This is a genomic window from Streptomyces ipomoeae 91-03, assembly GCF_000317595.1.
In the GTDB taxonomy this organism is placed as follows: Bacteria; Actinomycetota; Actinomycetes; order Streptomycetales; family Streptomycetaceae; genus Streptomyces; species Streptomyces ipomoeae.
Window position 1 is genome coordinate 1 of record NZ_AEJC01000099.1, and the last position, 18,143, is coordinate 18,143.

Sequence of the window (18,143 nt, forward strand, 5' to 3'; positions counted from 1 at the left end):
CGTCGTCCTCACCACACCCACGCCACCCCGCACCGCAACCAGATCTCGCCCTCACCACCCCCAGTCACCCATTCACACCCACGCCCCTCCCCTTTCCCGTTCTCCTCTCCTCCCCTCCCCCGCCTACAGCGATGACCTGCCCAAACACCCGCACCCCCACCTCCCGCCCATGCCCTCCCGACCCCCGTTCCCCCTGTTTCTGACGCACCGTCAGGGAGCGCCCGCCCCCGTCTGCCACTTACCTCGGAGGAGGAACGTGGACTCTCGGAGGAGCGAGCACGATGCGACGTAGCGCCCTGCCGTTGACCGGAACCGCGCTCGCCGTCGTCGTCGCGGCCCTCGCCGTCGCGCCGGCGTACGGCGGCGAGAACGACGGGAGGCTGGAGTTGTCGCCGGCGCGTGTCGTGCCCGGCGACGAGGTCACCGTGAGGACGGCCGCCTGCGGTGCGGACGGTACGGCGGCGGGCGACGCCAGCGCGGTCGGGGCGGGCCCCTTCCCCCTCGCCCCCGACGTCGGGCAACGGCTGCCCAGCGGGCGGTTCGAGGTGCCGCCGAGTGCACAACCGGGGACGTACGAGATCGTCGCGACCTGCACGAAGGGCGGTCGGCGGATCGCCGGTGACCTGGTGGTGTCCCTCACCGGCGCCGCGCAGTCAGCGCCGATGCACCCGAGGGGAAGTGTGAAGACGGGGGTCGGCGGCGCGCTGGGCCCCGACCCCGTGCAGACCGCGGCAGGCGTGGCGGCCCTGGCCGTCGCCGCCGCGGGCGGTACCTGGCTCCTGCATCGCCGGGCGAGAGGCGACGGGATCTGACGGACACCCTCCGCTGTCCGTCCACCGGTACCGCCGTCATCCTCCCCTCCGGGCCGACGCCCCTCAGCCCGGAGGGGAGGAACGACCCGGCGGCCACGCCCGTAGGCCAAGAGCCGATCAGCGCGAGACGAGACGACGGCCATGACCGACAGTCGTAACGACAACCACGACACGACAATCACGAGACGCCGGCCACGACCCGGCAGTCGTACCGACAACCACGAGAGGAGGTCCGGGTGCGCAGACTCGCCGACCTCGGGACCGTCGCCATAGCGGGCGTCACCGTGGTCGCCCTCTGTTCCGGTGCCTGGTTGGTGCGCAGCGGCACCGCGTCGCACACCCCGCCGCAGCCGTCGGCCGTGCAGGCCCACCCTGGTCGTGGTGACATCGGCCCGGGCCCCGGGGAGCCCGTCGCCGAGGCCCTGCCGCCCTCACCGCCCGACCGCGTCCGCATCCCCGCGATCCGGGTGGACGCCCCCCTCATGGGCCTCGGCCTCACCCCCACCGGCAACCTCGACGTCCCGCCCGCCGAGCGGAAGAACCTCGCCGGCTGGTACGAGGCCGGCACCACCCCCGGCGAACGCGGCACCGCGATCGTCGCCGGCCACGTCGACAACGCCGACGGCCCCGCCGTCTTCTACCACCTCGGCGCGCTCAAGCGGGGCGCCGCCATAGAGGTCGACCGGCGGGACGGCACCGCCGCGGTGTTCACCGTGGACGCGGTGGAGGTGTACGACGCGCGGAACTTCCCCGACGAGAAGGTGTACGGGGCGGCCCGGCGACCGGAGTTGCGGGTCATCACCTGCGGCGGCGGCTATTCGAGAACGACCGGCTACAAGGGCAACGTGGTCGTCTTCGCCCACCTCACGGCAAGCCACGCCACATAACCCACCTCACCGGCAAGCCACGCCACGTGACCCCCGCGCCGGAGCCCACCCGTGCCCACTCATCCCACCCACTGCTCGTACCCCATCTTCGCCACCAACGTGAACACCACCGTCAGCAGCACCACCCGTACGAACCCGCTGCCCCTCTTCAGCGCGGTGTGCGCCCCGACCGTCCCCCCGACCAAGTTGAAGACCGCCATCAGAGCCGCCAGTTGCCAGTACACCGTGCCCTTCCAGGCGAACGTGGCGAGGGCGCCGGCGTTGGTGCAGCAGTTGACGATCTTGGCGGTGGCGGAGGCGGTGACGAGGTCGAGGTGGAGGACGGCGGTGAGGGTCAGGACCAGGAACGTCCCGGTGCCGGGGCCGATGAGGCCGTCGTAGAAGCCGATACCGACGCCCGCGAGGCCGATCGCGGCGAGGACGCGGCGCGCGGAGGCCGGGCCGGTGGCCGGGGCCGTGCCGAAGGAGGGGCGCAGGATCACGAAGGCACCGACTGCCAGCAGCACCACCATGACGACCGGCTTCAGTACGTCCGTGCTCATCCCGGCGGCCACGAAGGCGCCGGCCGTCGAGCCGGCGAGGGCCGCGAGGCCGATGCGTACGGCGATCCGGACGTCGACCGGGGTGCGGCGCGCGTATGTCACCGCCGCGCCCGTGGTGCCGACGATCGCGACCGCCTTGTTGGTGCCGAGGGCGTACTGGGCGGCCGAGGCGCCGTTCGGCAGGCCCAGGAGGAGGGTCGGGAGGAGCAGCAGCCCGCCGCCGCCCACCACGGCGTCGACCCAGCCGGCCGCGAGGGAGGCGAGGCAGAGCAGGACGACCATGGTCAGCGATATGTCAGGCATGATCGCGACCCTACGCGGCGGGATAGGTGTGTCGCCCATCGATCTGAGGGATTTCTGAGGTTGCGGAGGATGCCCGGTGAGGCCCGGGTGGGGCCCGGCGGAGGCCCGGCGGGGGCCCGCGTGAGGTTACGGCCCCTCGTCCTCCCTCCCCCCGGACGTGAGCTGCGACACCGGCCCGCCCGACAGCCGACGGCGCGCGTGACGGTCGTACGCCGGGCGCGGCCCTCCCGTATACGCCCGTTTCCCGGCCGTATCGGCAGGTCAGCCGCGCACGGCCGGGCGCCCTCACACCCCACCCCGCCCCGCCGGAAACCCCTCACACCTCCTTCGGGGGCGTGGGGAGGGCAGCGTTCCTCGTGGGAAACAGATGTGATGCGGTCGGGTAACACCGGCACCGCACGCTCAAGGGCATGACCTCGAATGAACGTGTGGTGGTGATCGGCTCCGGCCTCGCGGGCGTACGTCTCGCCCGGCGGCTCGGAGAGCTCGGCATGCCCGCCACGCTGATCGGCGAGGAGCCGCACACACCGTACAACCGGGTGCTGCTCGCCGAGGTCCTGGCCGGGCGGTACGCCCCCGAGGTGATCGCCCTGCCCGCGCCGGCGGAGCTCACCCGGGGCCGGGTGGTCCGTATCGACCGCGAGACGCGAGCCGTACATCTCGCGGACGGCACGGTGATCGCATACGACACGCTGGTCCTCGCGACCGGTTCCAACCCGGTGCTGCCGCCGCTGCGCGGGCTGCTGGACCCGATGCGTCCGGAGCGGCACGAGTTCCCCGACGGGGTGCACGCCTTCCGGACCATGGACGACTGCCTGGGGCTGTCGGAGGCGGTACGGCCGGGTTCGCGGGCCGTCGTCATCGGCGGCGGGCTGCTCGGTGTCTCCGCGTCCCGCGCGCTCGCCCTGCGTGGCGCGCAGGTGGTCCTCGCCCAGCAGGGCGAGCGGCTGATGGAGCGTCAACTCGACCCGTCCGCCTCCAAGTTGGTGCGGCGGCATCTGACCGACCTCGGGGTCGAGGTGCACACCGAGACCCGCGTACGCGGGATACGCACCCTCGACGGGGCGGTGCGGTCGGTCGAGATGGCCGACGGGTACGCGCTCGACGTCGACCTCGTCGTCCTCGCGTGCGGGGTCCACCCCCGGGTGGGTCTGGCCCGGGAGGCGGGGCTCGCGGTGCACAAGGGCGTCATCGTCGACGAGGAGCTGCGCACCTCGGACCCGCGCATCCACGCGATCGGCGACTGCGTCCAGTTCGAGGGCACGGTCTACGGGCTGGCCACCCCCGCGCTCGAACAGGCCGACGTACTCGCGGAGCTGCTGGCCGGGAACACGGGAAACACGGCTCCTCGCTACACCGGCACCCGCGCCCTGACCCGGCTCACGCTCGCCGGGCAGGACTTCCTCGATCTCGCCGCGTTCGGCGAGCCCGAACCCCGGCCCGGTGACGACGTCATCCAGCTCTCCGACGCCACCCGCGGCACCTACCGCAAGGTCGTCGTCCGCGACGACCGCCTGGTCGGCGGGGTCCTCGTCGGCGAACTCGGCACCGTCGGCGCGCTCGCCCGCGCCTGGGAGGGAGCAGAGCCGCTCCCCACGAACGGCGCCCCTCTGCTCCACCTGCTCACCAACGATGGAGGCTCCTGAATGACCGCCACCCTGGGGGCCACCCCCACGATCGTGCTCGTCGGCCACGGCATGGTCGGCCAGCGCTTCCTCGAAGCGCTCGCCGAGCGTGGCCTGACCGCCACGCACCGCGTGGTCGTGCTCTGCGAGGAGCCGCGCCCGGCGTACGACCGTGTGGCGCTCACCTCGTACTTCTCGGGCAAGACGCCCGAGGATCTGTCGATGACCGACATGGCGTTCATCGAGGAGCACGGCATCGAGCTGTACATCGGTGACCCGGCGGAGACCGTCGACCGTGACGCCCGCAAGGTGACCGCGCGCTCCGGCCAGGTCTTCGAGTACGACGTCCTCGTCCTCGCCACCGGCTCGTACCCCTTCGTGCCGCCGGTCCCGAACAAGGACGCCACCGGCTGCTTCGTCTACCGCACGATCGAGGACCTGCTCGCGATCGAGGAGTACGCGAAGACCAGGGCCCGGGTGGGTGCCGTGGTCGGCGGCGGTCTGCTCGGACTTGAGGCCGCCGGTGCGCTGAAGGGTCTCGGGATCGAGTCCCACATCGTCGAGTTCGCGCCCCGGCTGATGCCCGTGCAGGTGGACGACGGTGGTGGCGCGGCCCTGCTGCGCACCATCGAGGAGATGGGCCTGAGCGTGCACACCGGTGTGGGCACGCAGGAGATCGTCGTCGGCGAGGACGGCGCGGTCACCGGCATGAAGCTGTCCGACGGTTCCGAACTGGCCACCGACATGGTGGTGTTCTCCGCCGGTGTCCGCCCCCGCGACCAGCTGGCCCGCGACTGCGGTCTGACGGTCGGCGAGCGCGGCGGCATCACCGTCGACGAGCAGTGCCGTACCGTCTCCGACCCGCATGTGTTCGCGATCGGCGAGTGCGCGCTGGCCGCCGACGGCCGGGTGTACGGCCTGGTGGCCCCCGGTTACGAGCAGGCCGAGACGGCCGCCGCGACCATCGCCGCCGACGAGGCCGCCTTCACCGGCGCCGACCTGTCCACCAAGCTCAAGCTGCTCGGTGTCGACGTCGCGTCCTTCGGTGACGCGCACGGCACCACCGAGGACTGCCTGGACGTCGTCTACTCCGACTCCCGCGCGGGCCTGTACAAGAAGCTCGTGATCGGCCGGGACGGCACGCTGCTCGGCGGCATCCTGGTCGGTGACGCGGAGGCGTACGGCACGCTGAAGGCCTTCACCGGCTCGGTCCCGCCGGTCTCGCCCGAGTCGCTGGTACTGCCGGCCGGTGCCGGAGCGCCCGCCCAGCTCGGCCCGACCGCGCTGCCGGACGACGCGATCATCTGCTCCTGCAACAACGTCCGCAAGGGCACGATCCGCGCCGCGGTCACCGACCACCAGTGCACCACCGTGCCCGAGGTGAAGAAGTGCACCAAGGCCGGTACGACCTGCGGCAGTTGCGTCAAGGTCCTCGGCCAGCTGGTCAGCGCCGAGCTGGAGGCGTCCGGCGTCGAGGTCGACAAGGGCCTGTGCGGCTGCTTCTCGCAGACCCGCGAGGAGCTGTACGAGATCGTCCTCGCCCTGCGCATCAACACGTACCAGGACCTGCTGGACCGCTACGGCCGCGAGGAGGCCCGGGGCGGCGACGGCTGCGAGATCTGCAAGCCGGCGGTCGCCTCGATCATCGCCTCCCTCGCCCCGACGATCGGCGCCGACGGCTATGTCCTCGACGGCGAGCAGGCCGCGCTCCAGGACACCAACGACCACTTCCTGGCCAACCTCCAGAAGAACGGCTCGTACTCGGTCGTCCCGCGCATCCCCGGCGGTGAGATCACCCCCGAGGGCCTGATCGTGATCGGTGAGATCGCCCGCGACTTCGGCCTCTACACGAAGATCACCGGCGGCCAGCGCATCGACATGTTCGGTGCCCGCGTCGAGCAACTCCCGTTGATCTGGACCCGCCTGGTCGACGCCGGCTTCGAGTCCGGCCACGCGTACGGCAAGTCCCTGCGTACGGTGAAGTCCTGTGTCGGCCAGACCTGGTGCCGCTACGGCGTCCAGGACTCGGTCCGCATGGCGATCGACCTGGAGCTGCGCTACCGGGGGCTCAGGTCGCCGCACAAGCTGAAGTCGGCGGTGTCGGGCTGCGCCCGCGAGTGCGCCGAGGCCCAGTCGAAGGACTTCGGCGTCATCGCCACCTCCAACGGCTGGAACCTGTACGTGGGCGGCAACGGCGGCGCGACCCCGCGCCACGCGGACCTGCTGGCCCAGGACCTCACGGACGCCGAGCTGATCAAGCTGATCGACCGGTTCCTGATGTTCTACATCCGCACCGCGGACCGGCTGGAGCGCACCTCGACCTGGCTGGAGCGGATCCCCGGCGGCCTGGACCACGTACGGGACGTCGTCGTGGAGGACTCCCTCGGCATCTGCGAGGAGCTGGAGTCCCTGATGGCGGCGCACGTCGCGAACTACGCCGACGAGTGGGCCTCCACCATCAACGACCCGGAGAAGCTCGCCCGGTTCGTGTCCTTCGTCAACGCGCCCGACACCCCCGACCCGGTCGTCGGCTTCGTCCCCGAGCGCGACCAGATCAAGCCCGACCTGCCGCTGCTGTCCATCGGCCTGCGGCCCGCCGCCGCCGAAGAAGTCCTGGAAGGAAGCGCCCAGCGATGACCCTGGCCCCCGAGAAAACCGATGTGAAGGTCCAGCTGCGGCTGGCGGACGACTGGTTCACGGTCTGCGACCTGACCCTGCTGATCCCGGGCCGCGGCGTGGCCGCCCTGCTCCCCGACGGCAACCAGGCCGCGATCTTCCTCGACCGCGCGGGCAGGCTGTTCGCCGTCGACAACCGCGACCCCTTCGGCGGCGCCGCCGTCCTCTCCCGCGGTCTCACCGGCACCCACCAGGGGCGCCCCTTCGTCGCCTCGCCCCTGCTGAAGCAGCGCTTCGACCTGGAGACCGGGCAATGCCTGGACGACGAGACGGTACGGATCACGGCGTACGAGGTGCGGGCGGCGTAGCCGCGCCGGGCCGCCGGGCCGCCGGGTTCGACTGCGCTTGGCGGCCTCGACGGCGCCTGACTGGAAAACGCCCCTCGGTTGAGGGGCGTTTTTCATGGGACCTGACTGACCTGGACCTGACTGACCTGGACCTCACTCGCCTGGGCGTGGCTCGCCTGGGCGTGGCTCACGCCTTCAACTGGTCGTACGTCACCCCTGTCATCCGCTCCGACTCCTCCCAGAGGAGTTCCCCCGCGCGGTCGTCGAGGGTCCAGGCGGCTCGGGGGGACTTGGCGGGCGAGCCGCGCCACATCGCGAACGAGGGGCCGACGAAGGCGTCCGGCTCGACGCCGGGCGCGGTGGCGGCGTACAGCGTGGGCAGGGCGCCGGCCTCGGCGGACTGGGCGAAGAACCGGTTGCCGATCCGCATGAACAGCTCCAGGCCCTTGCGGCCCTCGGCGCTGGGCCCCGAGGTCTGCAGGTTGGTCGCCGCGTACCCCGGGTGCGCCGCCGCGGCGACTACATCGGCGCCGCCCGCCTCCAGCCGCCGGGCCAGCTCGTGCGTGAACAGCAGGTTGGCCGTCTTGGAGCGCCCGTAGGCGACCCAACGCCCGTACTTCTTCTCACTGTTGAGGTCGTCGATATCGATATTGGCCCTCATGTGCATGCCGCTGGAGAGGTTCACCACGCGTGCGCCCGGGGTGGCCAGCAGCGCGGGCAGCAGCAGGCCCGTGAGCGCGAAGTGCCCGAGATGGTTGATCCCGAACTGGGTTTCGAACCCGTCCGCGGTCCGCCCCCGCGCCACGGCCATCACTCCGGCGTTGTTGATCAGCAGATCGAGCCGGTGGCCGTACGCCCGCTCGTACGCCGCCACGAACTCCCGTAAGGAGTCGAGATCCCCGAGGTCGAGCCGTATCAACTCGACGTCGGCACCGGGCACTTCGCCGGTCATCCGGTTCCGAGCGGCAGCCCCCCGCTCCTCACTCCGGCAGGCGAGGACGACCCGGGCACCACGACGGGCGAGTTCACGGGCGGCCACGTATCCGATACCGCTGTTGGCTCCGGTCACGACGGCGATACGGCCGCTCTGATCGGGAATGTCGCGCACGTTCCACCCGGCCATGACGCCCCCAGCCTCTCGAACGGTCCCTCCGAACAGCGTACGCAGGAGAGTAAGGGGAGTTGGGGTGGTGGGAGTGGCTGAAAGGTGATTCATGGCGATCACGTCCACGGGGCGGAGCCCCGTAGCCGAGTTCGGGGCGGAGCCCCGTGGTGGGGTTGAAGGGGCGCTGCCCCTGGATGGGGGTCCCCCGCTTGAGCGAAGCCGAGAGTGGGGGAGGGATGGGTAAGGGCGGCGAGGGCGAGTAAAAGGGCGTGCCTCCTGGCATCAGTCGGACCAGTCGCGCCCCCGGCGGAGCAACGGTGGCCGGGACTCCAGCGCGTCCGGCGTGTCCGGCATGGGGCGGGTGTCGAGGTAGAACCACTCGGCGGTCGGGCCGGGGGCGAAGGGCATGGGCCCCGTACCCTCGGTGGCCGCGCCCACGGCAGCGTAGTTCCAGGCGTCCGTGGGGTCGAGACCCATGCCCGGCTGGTCCGGAGCCGCACCGGGTTCCCTCGGCACGGCTCCCGAGACCTGGCCCGGGGCCGGCATGTTCCCGCTCGACACCACCGGCTCCGCCGACCCCACCGGCTTCCCCGGCGCCGTCGCCTTCGCCCCCGTATCCGTCAGATCCGGCATCAACAACTCGACCCGCAACCCAACCCCCCGCTGCTGCGCCACGAACTCCTCGATCTGGCTCCGGCAGGCATGGTCGAGATGGGTGACACCGAGCAGATCGAGGCGGATGCGCGGCTTGCCGGAGGCCGCCGCGCTCTCCAGGGCGTCGATCACCCGCGGCAACCGGAGGAACGTCGCGTTGCCCGCCATGACCACCTTCGCCGTGTCGTCCTCGATGTGCTGCCGTACGACGGTCTGGGACATGCGCAGCGCGGCGAGGACGACACCCGCGGCGAGCCCGATCAGCACCCCTTCGAGCAGCGCGGTCGCCGTGATGACGAGCGTGGTCAGCGCCATGACGGTGAACTCGCCCCGGTCCTGCCGCCACATCTTCGGAAACTCCTCCGGCGCGAACAGCTTCCACCCGCTGTGCACGAGGACACCCGCGAGCACGGAGATCGGGATGAGCGCGAGCACCTGCGGCAGCAGTAGCGCGAAGGCGAGCAGCCAGAGCCCGTGCAGGGTGCGGGAGAGACGTGTCTTGGCGCCCGCCTGGACGTTCGCGGAGCTACGGGCGACGACCGCCGTAATCGGCAGGGCGCCGAGCAGACCGGCGACGGTGTTGCCCGCGCCCTGGGCGATGAGCTCGGTGTTGTAACGGGTGCGGGGACCGTTGTGCATGCGGTCCACGGCGGCGGCGGTGAACAGGCTCTCCGCCGAGGCGATGACGGTGAAGGTGAGGATCGCCGTGATGATGCCCGCGTCGGCGAGCCCGGCCAGCTGCTCCGGCCCGGGCGCGTCCACGGAGGCCAGCAGATTGCCGACCTGGAGGGTCCGCACCTCGACCCCGGGCAGCGAGGCGACCGCGATGCCGATCCCCACGGCGACGAGCGCGGCCGGGATCTTCTTGACGGCGGCCGGTCCCGGCACCTTCTTCCACATGAAGCTCAGCACGATCGTGACGACCCCGAGCCCGGCGGCGATCAACGCCTGGGGGTCGGTCACGGTGTCGGCGATCAGCCCGGGGACCCCGGACATGTTCTCCAAGGGCGTGCCCGGCGCCCTGGCGTCGGACATCGGGTACAGCTGGCTGAACATCAGCGGCAGTCCGATGCCGGCGAGCATGCCCTGGACGACGGCGATGGAGATCGCCTGGAACATCCGGCCCAGTTTCACCAGTCCGAGGACGATCTGGAGGATGCCGGAGAACAGGACGATCACACCGAGCATCGCGACGCCGAACTCCATGACGGTCTCGGCGACCAACGCGGCGAGCCCGGCCGCCGGCCCGCTCACCTGGAGCGTGCTGCCCCGCACCGCGCCCACCACCAGCCCGCCGATCACCCCGGAGATGATGCCCAGTTCGGCGGGCACGCCGGAGGCGACGGCCACGCCGATGCACAGCGGCAGCGCGACGAGGAAGACGACGAGGGAGGCGGTGATCTCGGTACCGAGATCCACACGACCACCGGGCCCGCCGGAACCCCTGGATTTCCTGGGCGCCTGGGACCTCTTGGGCCCCTTGGACTCGTGCGGCTCGTGCGGCTCGTGCGGCTCGTTGAACGCCCTGGGCCCCTGCGCCCCCTGCGACTCATGGGATTCTTGGGACGCCCGAGACCCCCGGGACGCCCAGAACCCCCGAGACTCCGCGGGTTCCTCGGGCTCCCCGAATCGGCCGAAGTCCCCGAACCCGCCGACGTCCCCGGGCCTACCGGACTCCCCGAACCCGCTGACGTCCCCACGCCTACCGAACTCCCCGGCCCCCCAAGCCCCCTCCGTCCCTCCGGCCCCCCAAGCCCCGTCCGTCCCTCCAGCCTCCCAGGCCCCCCTGGGCATCCTGGGCCCCCCGGCCTCCCCGGCAGCACCCGGCGCAGCCCTACGCGCCCCCGCCGCATGTCGGCGGCTGTGCGCCCCGCTCATGAGCCGTGCACCCGGAAGTCGCCGGTCTCGTCCAGTTCATGGACCTTGCCGGTGTCGATCTCGTAGTACCAGCCGTGCAGCCGCAGACGTCCGGCGTCGATCTGCTGCCGGGCGACCGGGTAGTCGCGGAGTACGGCGAGCTGGCTGCGGACGTTGAGCTGGACGACCTCGCGCAGGGCGGGGTCCTCGGGCGCGGCCGTGTCCCCGAGGGCGGGCGCGAGCGCGGGCCGGGCGTAGTCGAGCCAGGCGTCCACCCGGGGCAGGCCGGACAGGTCGGCGCCGTGCTTCAGCGCACCCATCGCCCCGCAGTGCGAATGACCGCACACCACGATGTCCTGAACGCGGAGCACCTCCAGCGCGTACTCGATGGTGGCGGCCTCACCGGAGGCGGCCCCGTACGCGTCGTGCGGCGGCACGATGTTGCCCGCATTTCGCAGCTCGAATATCTCGCCGGGCCGCGCTCCGGTGATCAGCGCGGGAATGACGCGCGAGTCCGAGCAGGTAATGAAGAGCGCCTCGGGGAATTGCCCGACGGCGAGTTTCCGGTATTCATCGCTCTCGAAGTCGACCCGACGCCTGAACGACCGGGCGCGATCCAGCAACGCCTTCATCATGCCTCCCTGTGACTGATCGACAAGGGTTCCGACCAGGTGTTACGACCGTAGAGGGGCGATGACCAGAGGAAGGTTAAGTGAACACTAAAACGACACCAGGGTTTCCACAGATTTACGCCGGACAGCCCTTCACCGCAGGTCAGGAGACCGAATGCAGACGGTTTCTGAGCGTCATTTCACAATGGCTTGGATTCCCTGCACATTACTGTCCGTTCTCTTGTAGCGTGTCGACCTCAACGGCACGGGACCCGTGCTGTCCCGGACGTTTTGGAGTGACAGGACGCCATGGGCGTACGAGTGCTGCTCATCGAGGACGACGAGACGATCGCCGAACCGCTCGCCGACGGGCTGCGGCACTTCGGCCTGACGGTCCACCATGTGGCCACCGGCGCGGACGGGTTGAGAGGGCCGCACGGTGACGTGGTCCTGCTGGACCTCGGTCTGCCCGACATGGACGGCATCGACGTCTGCCGCGGCATCCGCCGCACCTCCGACGTCCCCATCATCATCCTCAGCGCACGCGGCGAGGAGGCCGACCGCGTACTGGGCCTGGAACTGGGCGCCGACGACTACCTGGCGAAACCATTCAGCATCCGAGAGCTGGTGGCCCGGATACGGGCGGTGTCGCGCCGGCATCAGCGGATGGAGGCGGGAGCGGCGTGGACGACGGGGCCGGTACCGGGAGCGGGGGCGGTACCGGAAACGGCCCCGGGATCCGGTACGGCACCGGGAGCGACGTCCGATCCGTTCGGGCAGCCAGGTCGCCCCGCCGTGCCGGCACAGGAGTCGGCCGACTGGGCGGAGCCGGCGTACCCGGCGAGGGCCGCCGGCACGGGGAGCGACTTCGGAGCACCGGCGCCGCGGGTGGGGGCCTCGGCCGCGTACGACTGGACGGCCGCGTACGAGACTCCGGCGCACGGAACGCCGACACAGGCGCCGCCGGCACACGGCACCCCGCCCCACGGGACACCGATGTTCGGGACCCCGGCCCACGGAACGCCGGTGCTCGGGACCCCGGCGGTCGGGGCCCCGCCGCACGGCACGCCGGTCTTCAGCACCCCGGCGCACAGCGCCCCAGACTTCGGCAGCCGCCTCTACGGCACTCCGGCGCACGGCACGCCCGTCTACGAGCCCCCCACGTACGAGCAGGCCCCGCCCGAGCCCCGCGCCCCCTCGTCCGGCTCGGCGACGACGGGCAGCGACGACCGTGACGCGGCGCCGTCACCCGGGCCGCTCGTGGTGGACCGGCGTACCCGGCAGGTCTGGGTCGGTGAGGCGCCGATCGCGTTGACGCCGAAGGAGTTCGAGCTGCTGGCGCTGCTCACCGAGGACCCCGGGGCGGTGTACTCCCGGCAGCAGATCCTGAACCGGGTCTGGGACGACCACTACCAGGGCCCGACCAAGACGCTGGACGTGCATGTCGCCACCCTGCGCCGCAAGCTGGGCGACCCGGCGTGGATACAGACCCTGCGCGGCGTCGGCTTCCGGCTCGCCGTACGAACCCCCGGGCAGGGCCCCGGACGGCACCGCACCCCCGAGGCCAGGGCCTCATGACCCGCCGTCTGCTGCTGAGTTACCTCAGCCTCGCCGCGCTCGTCCTGCTGGGCCTGGAGATCCCGCTGGGCTTCGTCTACTCGCGGGCCGAACGCGAGCGGATCGTCAACTCCGCGAACGACGAGGCGGAGTCGGTGGCCGCGTACACCGCGCTGTCGCTGGCCGCCCGCCGCCCGGAGGAACTCGTCGAACGGGCCAAGCACTGCGCCGAACGCATCGGCGGCCAGGTCGTCATCGTCGACGCGGACGGCAGGCTGCTGGCCACCTCGCACACCCTGTCCACCGACGAGAAACGCGCCCTCGCCTCCCTCCCCGAGGTCTCCGCCGCGCTCGAGGGCCGCGCCACCACGGATGTCCGCACGACGACGACCGGCGGCGTGCACTACCTCTCCGTGGCGGCACCGGTCAGCCATACGACGGCGACAGCGACAGCGACGACATCGACGGCGATGACGAACGCCGACTCCAGCGGACCGACGCAGGCGGCCGTGGCTCAGGGCGCGGCGGCGCAGGGCGCGGGGACGCAGGACGCGGAGGCGCAGGGCGTCGCGGCGCAAGGCGCTGTGACCCAGGGCGCCGTACGGATCACGCTCCCCACGACCATGGTGCACGCGCGGGTGTTCGCGGTGTGGCTGCTGCTGGTTCTCGCCGGTCTCGCGGTGCTGGCCTGTGTCGCGGTGGTGGCGTTCGCGTTCGCGCGCTGGGCGGGGCGTCCCATCCGGCAGTTGGAGGAGGCCACGCATCGTCTCGCCGACGGCGGTCCGGCGGCGTCCGTGAAGGTCACCTCGGGTCCGCCGGAAGTGCTCCGCCTGGCGGCGGCGTTCAACACGACCGCCGCCCGCCTCGAACACATCCTCGCCTCCCAGCGCGCCTTCGCCGGCGAGGCCTCGCACCAGCTGAAGACCCCGCTGGCCGCGCTGCGGCTCCGCCTGGAGAACCTGGAGCCGGACATCGCCCGCCGTGCCCGGCCGACCCTCGACGCCGCCGTCACCGAGACGGACCGCCTGGCCCGCATGGTGGAGGGCCTGCTGGCGATGGCCCGGCTGGAGGAGGCCGCGGCCACCCCCGTCCAGGTCGACCTGGGGGCGATCTGCACGGAACGGCACCGTATGTGGGGGCCGTTGTTCGAACGCGAGGGCGTCTCGCTCGTGCTCTTCGCCGGCAGCGTGGGGCCCGTACTGGCCGTTCCCGGAGCCGTGGAGCAGATCCTCGACAACCTGCTGTCCAACGCGCTGCGCGCCTCCCCGGCCGACAGCACGGTGACCATGGAGCTACGACTCCTCCACGCCCGCCGGGCCCTGCGCGACACCCGGCCGCCGTCCTGGGTCGACCTGCACGTCACCGACGAGGGCCCCGGCATGACCGCCGAGCAGCGGGCCCGCGCCTTCGACCGCTTCTGGCGCGCCCCCGGCGCCCCCAAGGGCGGCACCGGCCTCGGCCTCTCCCTGGTCCAACGCCTCGCCCACGCCGGCGGCGGCGACGTGTCGCTCCGCGAGGCGGCCACGGGTGGGCTGGACGCCGTGGTCCGCTTTCCGTCGGCGGAGGCGCCGCCCGGACCTCATGGCCATGGTTTCGGGGGGCGCCAGGGCCAACGAAGGCGAGAGGCACCGCCGTTGCCCGCCTGAGTGAGCCGGGCCCGGCACCCCGTGGCGCCCGATGACTCGGTCGGAGGGCAGCGCCCCTCAAGACGGCTGTCCATCAGCGGTCCGAACGCGGCTCGGCGGTGCCGGCTGAGGCCGTCCCGGCTTTGGTGTGGAGGAGGTCGCGAGCCTGCTCCGCGGCGCGGGCGGTGCTCTCGGAGACGAAGTCGAGGAAGCGGGCGATGTTCTCGAAGCGGACGGCCGCCGGGGTGCCGGGGCCGAGGGTGCCGACGCCCTGCCGCGCGGTTTCCGCGATCTGGGCGGTGGACCGGGCGCTGGCCATCATCGACTGGTACCAGACGTCGTCGTCGACCACGTAGCGCTCGCGGCGGCGTTCGTCGCGTTCCCGGCGGACGAGGCCCTGGCTCTCCAGGAACGCGATCGCTTTGGAGACGGACGCCGGGCTGACCTGGAGGCGCTGGACGAGTTCGGACGCGGTGAGGCTGCCCGCGTCGCTGGTGAGGAGGCAGGCCAGCACCCGGGACATCATCTTCGGCGCGCCCGACTGCATGATGACGGTGGTGAGCGTCTCCTCGTACTCGCGCACCGCCTCGGCATCGCGTCCGTAGGCCTGCGGGCGAGCCTGCGGCCCCCCGGGCGCGGCCTGCCTGCGCCGATGGGCGCGGCGTTCGGTGGCCCGGTGGGCCAGGTCGGCGCGGTAGGCGGTGGGGCCTCCGTTGCGCATCACCTCGCGCGTGACCGTCGAGGTGGGGCGGTCGAGACGTCTCGCGATCTCCGCGTAGGCAAGGCCGTCGGCCAGCCCCAGTGCGATCTGCTGGCGTTCCTGCTGGGTGAGTCTGCCTCCCGGCATCGCGGCCTCCTTCGTGGTCCGTGAACGTCTCCACCATAGCGTTCACCCCCCATTCATTGCAACGAGCCGAGCATGCTCGTTGCATTCATCGAGAGGCCCATTGCAATGAATTATGCACTTTCAGCTGCACATATTGAGAAACCATGCAACAAGCTTGTTGCCCGATCATTGAATGCAACGTAGCTTTTCCATCGCCGGAAAGAACAACATCGGAAACAACAACGAACGCAGGAGAACACCATGCAGAAGTTCGACACCCCCGCCCCGATCGCCACCGTCGTCGACGTCCCCGCGGGGCGCATCCGGTTCATCGCCTCCGACCGGACCGACACCACGGTCGAAGTCCTGCCCGCGAACGCCGCGAAGGGCCGCGACGTGAAGGCCGCCGAGCAGACCGAGGTCACCTACGCCGACGGCACCCTGCGGATCAGGACCTCGTCGGCCAAGAACCAGATCCTCGGCCCGTCCGGGTCCGTCGAGGTGACCGTCCAGCTGCCCGTCGGCTCCCACGTCGAGGCGAAGGCCGCCGCCGCCGAACTCAGGGGCGTCGGACGGCTCGGCGACATCGTCTTCGAGGGCGCGGACGGCGCGGTCAAGATCGACGAGGCCGCGAGCATGCGCCTCACCGCCTTCGGTGATGTCTCGGTCGGCCGCCTGGGCGGTCCCGCACAGATCAGCACGCAGAAGGGCGACATCCGGATCGCCGAGGCGGTGCGCGGCGCGGTCGTGCTGACCACCCAGATGGGCGATGTGTCGGTCTGCGCGGCCGACGGAGTCTCCGCCTCCCTGGACGCCAGCACCGGCTACGGCCGGATCCGCAACGCGCTCAAGAACGCCGACGGCGCCGACGCCGGCCTGACCATCCGCGCGACCACCGCCCACGGCGACATCACCGCCCGCAGCCTCTGAATCAGGGAGCACCTCTCATGACCGACCTGGCCATCACCGCGAACGGGCTACGCAAGTCCTACGGCGACAAGACCGTCCTCGACGGCGTCGACCTCGCCGTCCCGGAAGGGACGATCTTCTCCCTGCTCGGCCCGAACGGCGCCGGCAAGACCACAGCCGTCAAGATCCTCTCCACACTGATCTCCGCCGATCCCGGCTCCGGTGGCATCCGGGTCGGCGGGCACGACCTCGCCACCGAGGCCCAGGCGGTACGGGCCGCGATCGGTGTCACCGGTCAGTTCTCCGCCGTGGACGGCCTGATCACCGGCGAGGAGAACATGCTCCACATGGCGGACCTGCACCACCTCTCCAAGCGTGAGGGACGGCAGGTCACCGCCGAGCTGCTGGAGCGGTTCGACCTCGTCGAGGCCGCGAAGAAGCCCGCCTCCACCTACTCCGGCGGTATGAAGCGCCGCCTCGACATCGCCATGACCCTGGTCGGCAACCCGCGGATCATCTTCCTCGACGAGCCGACCACCGGCCTCGACCCGCGCTCCCGCCACACCATGTGGACGATCATCCGCGAACTGGTCTCCGGCGGCACCACCGTCTTCCTCACCACCCAGTACCTGGAGGAGGCCGACCAGCTCGCCGACCGCATCGCGGTGCTCAACGACGGCAGGATCGCCGCCCAGGGCACCGCCGAGGAGCTGAAGCGGCTCGTCCCCGGCGGCCACGTACGGCTGCGCTTCTCCGACCCGGCCGCGTACCGGAGCGCCGCCTCCGCACTGCGCGAGACCTCCCGGGACGACGAAGCCCTCACCCTGCAGATCCCCAGCGACGGAAGCCAGCGCGAGCTGCGCGCCGTCCTCGACCGGCTCGACGCCGCCGGCATCGAGGCCGACGAGCTGTCCGTGCACACCCCGGACCTCGACGACGTCTTCTTCGCCCTGACCAGCGACGCCGCCATCCCCCACCAGCCGAACCAGCCCAAGGAGACCGCCCGATGAGCTCCCCCCTGGCTCCCACCCGCCCGACCCGGCTCTCCCTCGCCGTACGCGACTCCTCCACGATGCTGCGCCGCAACCTCCTGCACGCCCGGCGCTACCCGTCCCTCACCCTGAACCTGCTGCTCACGCCGATCATGCTGCTGCTGCTCTTCGTCTACATCTTCGGCGACGCGATGAGCGGGGGCATCGGCGGCGGGGACCGCTCCGACTACATCGCCTATCTCGTCCCGGGCCTGCTGCTGATGACCATCGGCTCCACGACGATCGGCACCGCCGTGTCCATCGCCAACGACATGTCCGAGGGCATCATCGCCCGCTTCCGCACCATGGCCATCCACCGCGGGTCCGTTCTCGTCGGGCACGTCGTCGGCAGCGTGCTGCAGTCGATCGCCGGCGTGGTCCTCGTGGGTGCCGTCGGTGTGGCCATCGGCTTCCGCTCCACCGACGCCACCGCCCTGGAGTGGCTGGCGGCGTTCGGACTGCTCGTGCTCTTCGCTCTGGCACTCACCTGGATCGCCGTCGGCATGGGCCTGATCAGCCCGAACGCCGAGGCCGCCAGCAACAACGCGATGCCGCTGATCTTCCTCCCGCTCATCTCCAGCGCGTTCGTCCCGGTCGACTCCATGCCCGGCTGGTTCCAGCCGATCGCCGAGTACCAGCCGTTCACGCCCGCCATCGAGACCCTGCGCGGTCTGCTGCTCGGCACCGAGATCGGCCACAACGGATGGCTCGCCGTCGTCTGGTGCCTGGGCCTCGCGGCGCTCGGCTACCTCTGGTCCACCTCGAAGTTCAACCACGACCCGAAGTAACCGCCATGACAACGCGGGCCGCTCCCGCAACCCGTCCCACCCGAGGGC

Annotated in this window: 15 protein-coding genes and 1 pseudogene; 11 read left to right on the top strand and 5 right to left on the bottom strand. The window is 71.4% G+C overall.

The window, feature by feature from the left end; genetic code table 11:
* Window positions 1-281 precede the first annotated feature (281 nt).
* Window positions 282-812 (top strand): hypothetical protein, encoded by a 531-nt coding sequence (locus STRIP9103_RS06425; RefSeq protein WP_048819804.1) that lies wholly within the window; start codon window positions 282-284, stop codon window positions 810-812.
* Between the two features lie 236 nt (window positions 813-1,048).
* Entirely contained in the window at window positions 1,049-1,699 is a 651-nt protein-coding gene (locus STRIP9103_RS06430) for a class F sortase (protein ID WP_009301253.1), read from the top strand.
* A gap of 59 nt (window positions 1,700-1,758) precedes the next feature.
* Here STRIP9103_RS06430 and STRIP9103_RS06435 read toward each other — a convergent pair whose 3' ends face one another.
* Window positions 1,759-2,544 carry a sulfite exporter TauE/SafE family protein gene (locus STRIP9103_RS06435; protein WP_009301265.1) on the bottom strand — a complete coding sequence of 262 codons (786 nt, stop codon included), beginning with the start codon at window positions 2,542-2,544 and terminating at the stop codon, window positions 1,759-1,761.
* Between the two features lie 410 nt (window positions 2,545-2,954).
* On the opposite strand from STRIP9103_RS06435, the gene STRIP9103_RS06440 reads away from it, so the two are divergent.
* Genes STRIP9103_RS06440 through nirD form a run of 3 tightly spaced genes read left to right on the top strand, consistent with a single transcriptional unit; the run spans window position 2,955 to window position 7,153 of the window.
* Window positions 2,955-4,190, top strand: a complete 1,236-nt coding sequence (locus STRIP9103_RS06440) for an NAD(P)/FAD-dependent oxidoreductase (RefSeq protein ID WP_009301262.1) — start codon at window positions 2,955-2,957, stop codon at window positions 4,188-4,190.
* The gene (gene nirB / locus STRIP9103_RS06445) at window positions 4,191-6,806 is read left to right on the top strand and encodes a nitrite reductase large subunit NirB (RefSeq protein WP_009301263.1); all 2,616 of its coding nucleotides are present in this window, start codon (window positions 4,191-4,193) and stop codon (window positions 6,804-6,806) included.
* Window positions 6,803-7,153 (top strand): nitrite reductase small subunit NirD, encoded by a 351-nt coding sequence (nirD, locus tag STRIP9103_RS06450; RefSeq protein ID WP_009301266.1) that lies wholly within the window; start codon window positions 6,803-6,805, stop codon window positions 7,151-7,153. Before nirB ends, nirD begins: the two co-directional genes overlap by 4 nt.
* A 166-nt stretch (window positions 7,154-7,319) precedes the next feature.
* Here the strand turns inward: nirD and STRIP9103_RS06455 are convergent, their stop codons facing one another.
* The 3 genes from STRIP9103_RS06455 to STRIP9103_RS06465 form a co-directional block, all read right to left on the bottom strand.
* Window positions 7,320-8,255, bottom strand: coding sequence for an oxidoreductase (locus STRIP9103_RS06455; RefSeq protein ID WP_048819805.1), 936 nt, complete (start codon window positions 8,253-8,255; stop codon window positions 7,320-7,322).
* A gap of 264 nt (window positions 8,256-8,519) precedes the next feature.
* Window positions 8,520-10,310 carry a SulP family inorganic anion transporter gene (locus tag STRIP9103_RS06460; protein ID WP_009301264.1) on the bottom strand — a complete coding sequence of 597 codons (1,791 nt, stop codon included), beginning with the start codon at window positions 10,308-10,310 and terminating at the stop codon, window positions 8,520-8,522.
* A gap of 455 nt (window positions 10,311-10,765) precedes the next feature.
* Window positions 10,766-11,380, bottom strand: coding sequence for a carbonic anhydrase (locus STRIP9103_RS06465; RefSeq protein WP_009301261.1), 615 nt, complete (start codon window positions 11,378-11,380; stop codon window positions 10,766-10,768).
* 288 nt (window positions 11,381-11,668) lie between these two features.
* Between STRIP9103_RS06465 and STRIP9103_RS53025 the strand changes: the two are divergent.
* From STRIP9103_RS53025 to STRIP9103_RS06475, 3 genes and pseudogenes are all read left to right on the top strand, one after another.
* A pseudogene (locus STRIP9103_RS53025) lies at window positions 11,669-12,130 on the top strand (response regulator transcription factor); the annotation flags it as partial.
* A 225-nt stretch (window positions 12,131-12,355) separates the two neighbouring features.
* On the top strand, window positions 12,356-12,937 hold the full coding sequence (locus STRIP9103_RS53405; protein ID WP_411572371.1) for a winged helix-turn-helix domain-containing protein: 582 nt from the start codon (window positions 12,356-12,358) through the stop codon (window positions 12,935-12,937).
* Window positions 12,934-14,562, top strand: a complete 1,629-nt coding sequence (locus tag STRIP9103_RS06475) for a sensor histidine kinase (protein WP_009301268.1) — start codon at window positions 12,934-12,936, stop codon at window positions 14,560-14,562. The genes STRIP9103_RS53405 and STRIP9103_RS06475 overlap by 4 nt, the downstream gene beginning before the upstream one ends.
* Before the next feature lie 73 nt (window positions 14,563-14,635).
* Here the strand turns inward: STRIP9103_RS06475 and STRIP9103_RS06480 are convergent, their stop codons facing one another.
* Window positions 14,636-15,388: a helix-turn-helix domain-containing protein gene (locus STRIP9103_RS06480; RefSeq protein ID WP_009301269.1), complete on the bottom strand. Its 753-nt coding sequence runs from the start codon at window positions 15,386-15,388 to the stop codon at window positions 14,636-14,638.
* A 240-nt stretch (window positions 15,389-15,628) separates the two neighbouring features.
* Here STRIP9103_RS06480 and STRIP9103_RS06485 point away from each other — a divergent pair, with 240 nt between their 5' ends.
* The 3 genes from STRIP9103_RS06485 to STRIP9103_RS06495 are packed head-to-tail and all read left to right on the top strand — an operon-like array spanning window position 15,629 to window position 18,095.
* Complete coding sequence (locus tag STRIP9103_RS06485) at window positions 15,629-16,297, top strand: DUF4097 family beta strand repeat-containing protein (RefSeq protein ID WP_009301267.1); 669 nt, start codon at window positions 15,629-15,631, stop codon at window positions 16,295-16,297.
* 17 nt (window positions 16,298-16,314) lie between these two features.
* Window positions 16,315-17,286 carry an ATP-binding cassette domain-containing protein gene (locus STRIP9103_RS06490; RefSeq protein WP_009301255.1) on the top strand — a complete coding sequence of 324 codons (972 nt, stop codon included), beginning with the start codon at window positions 16,315-16,317 and terminating at the stop codon, window positions 17,284-17,286.
* Entirely contained in the window at window positions 17,283-18,095 is an 813-nt protein-coding gene (locus STRIP9103_RS06495; protein WP_009301256.1) for an ABC transporter permease, read from the top strand. Before STRIP9103_RS06490 ends, STRIP9103_RS06495 begins: the two co-directional genes overlap by 4 nt.
* Window positions 18,096-18,143: the final 48 nt, after the last annotated feature.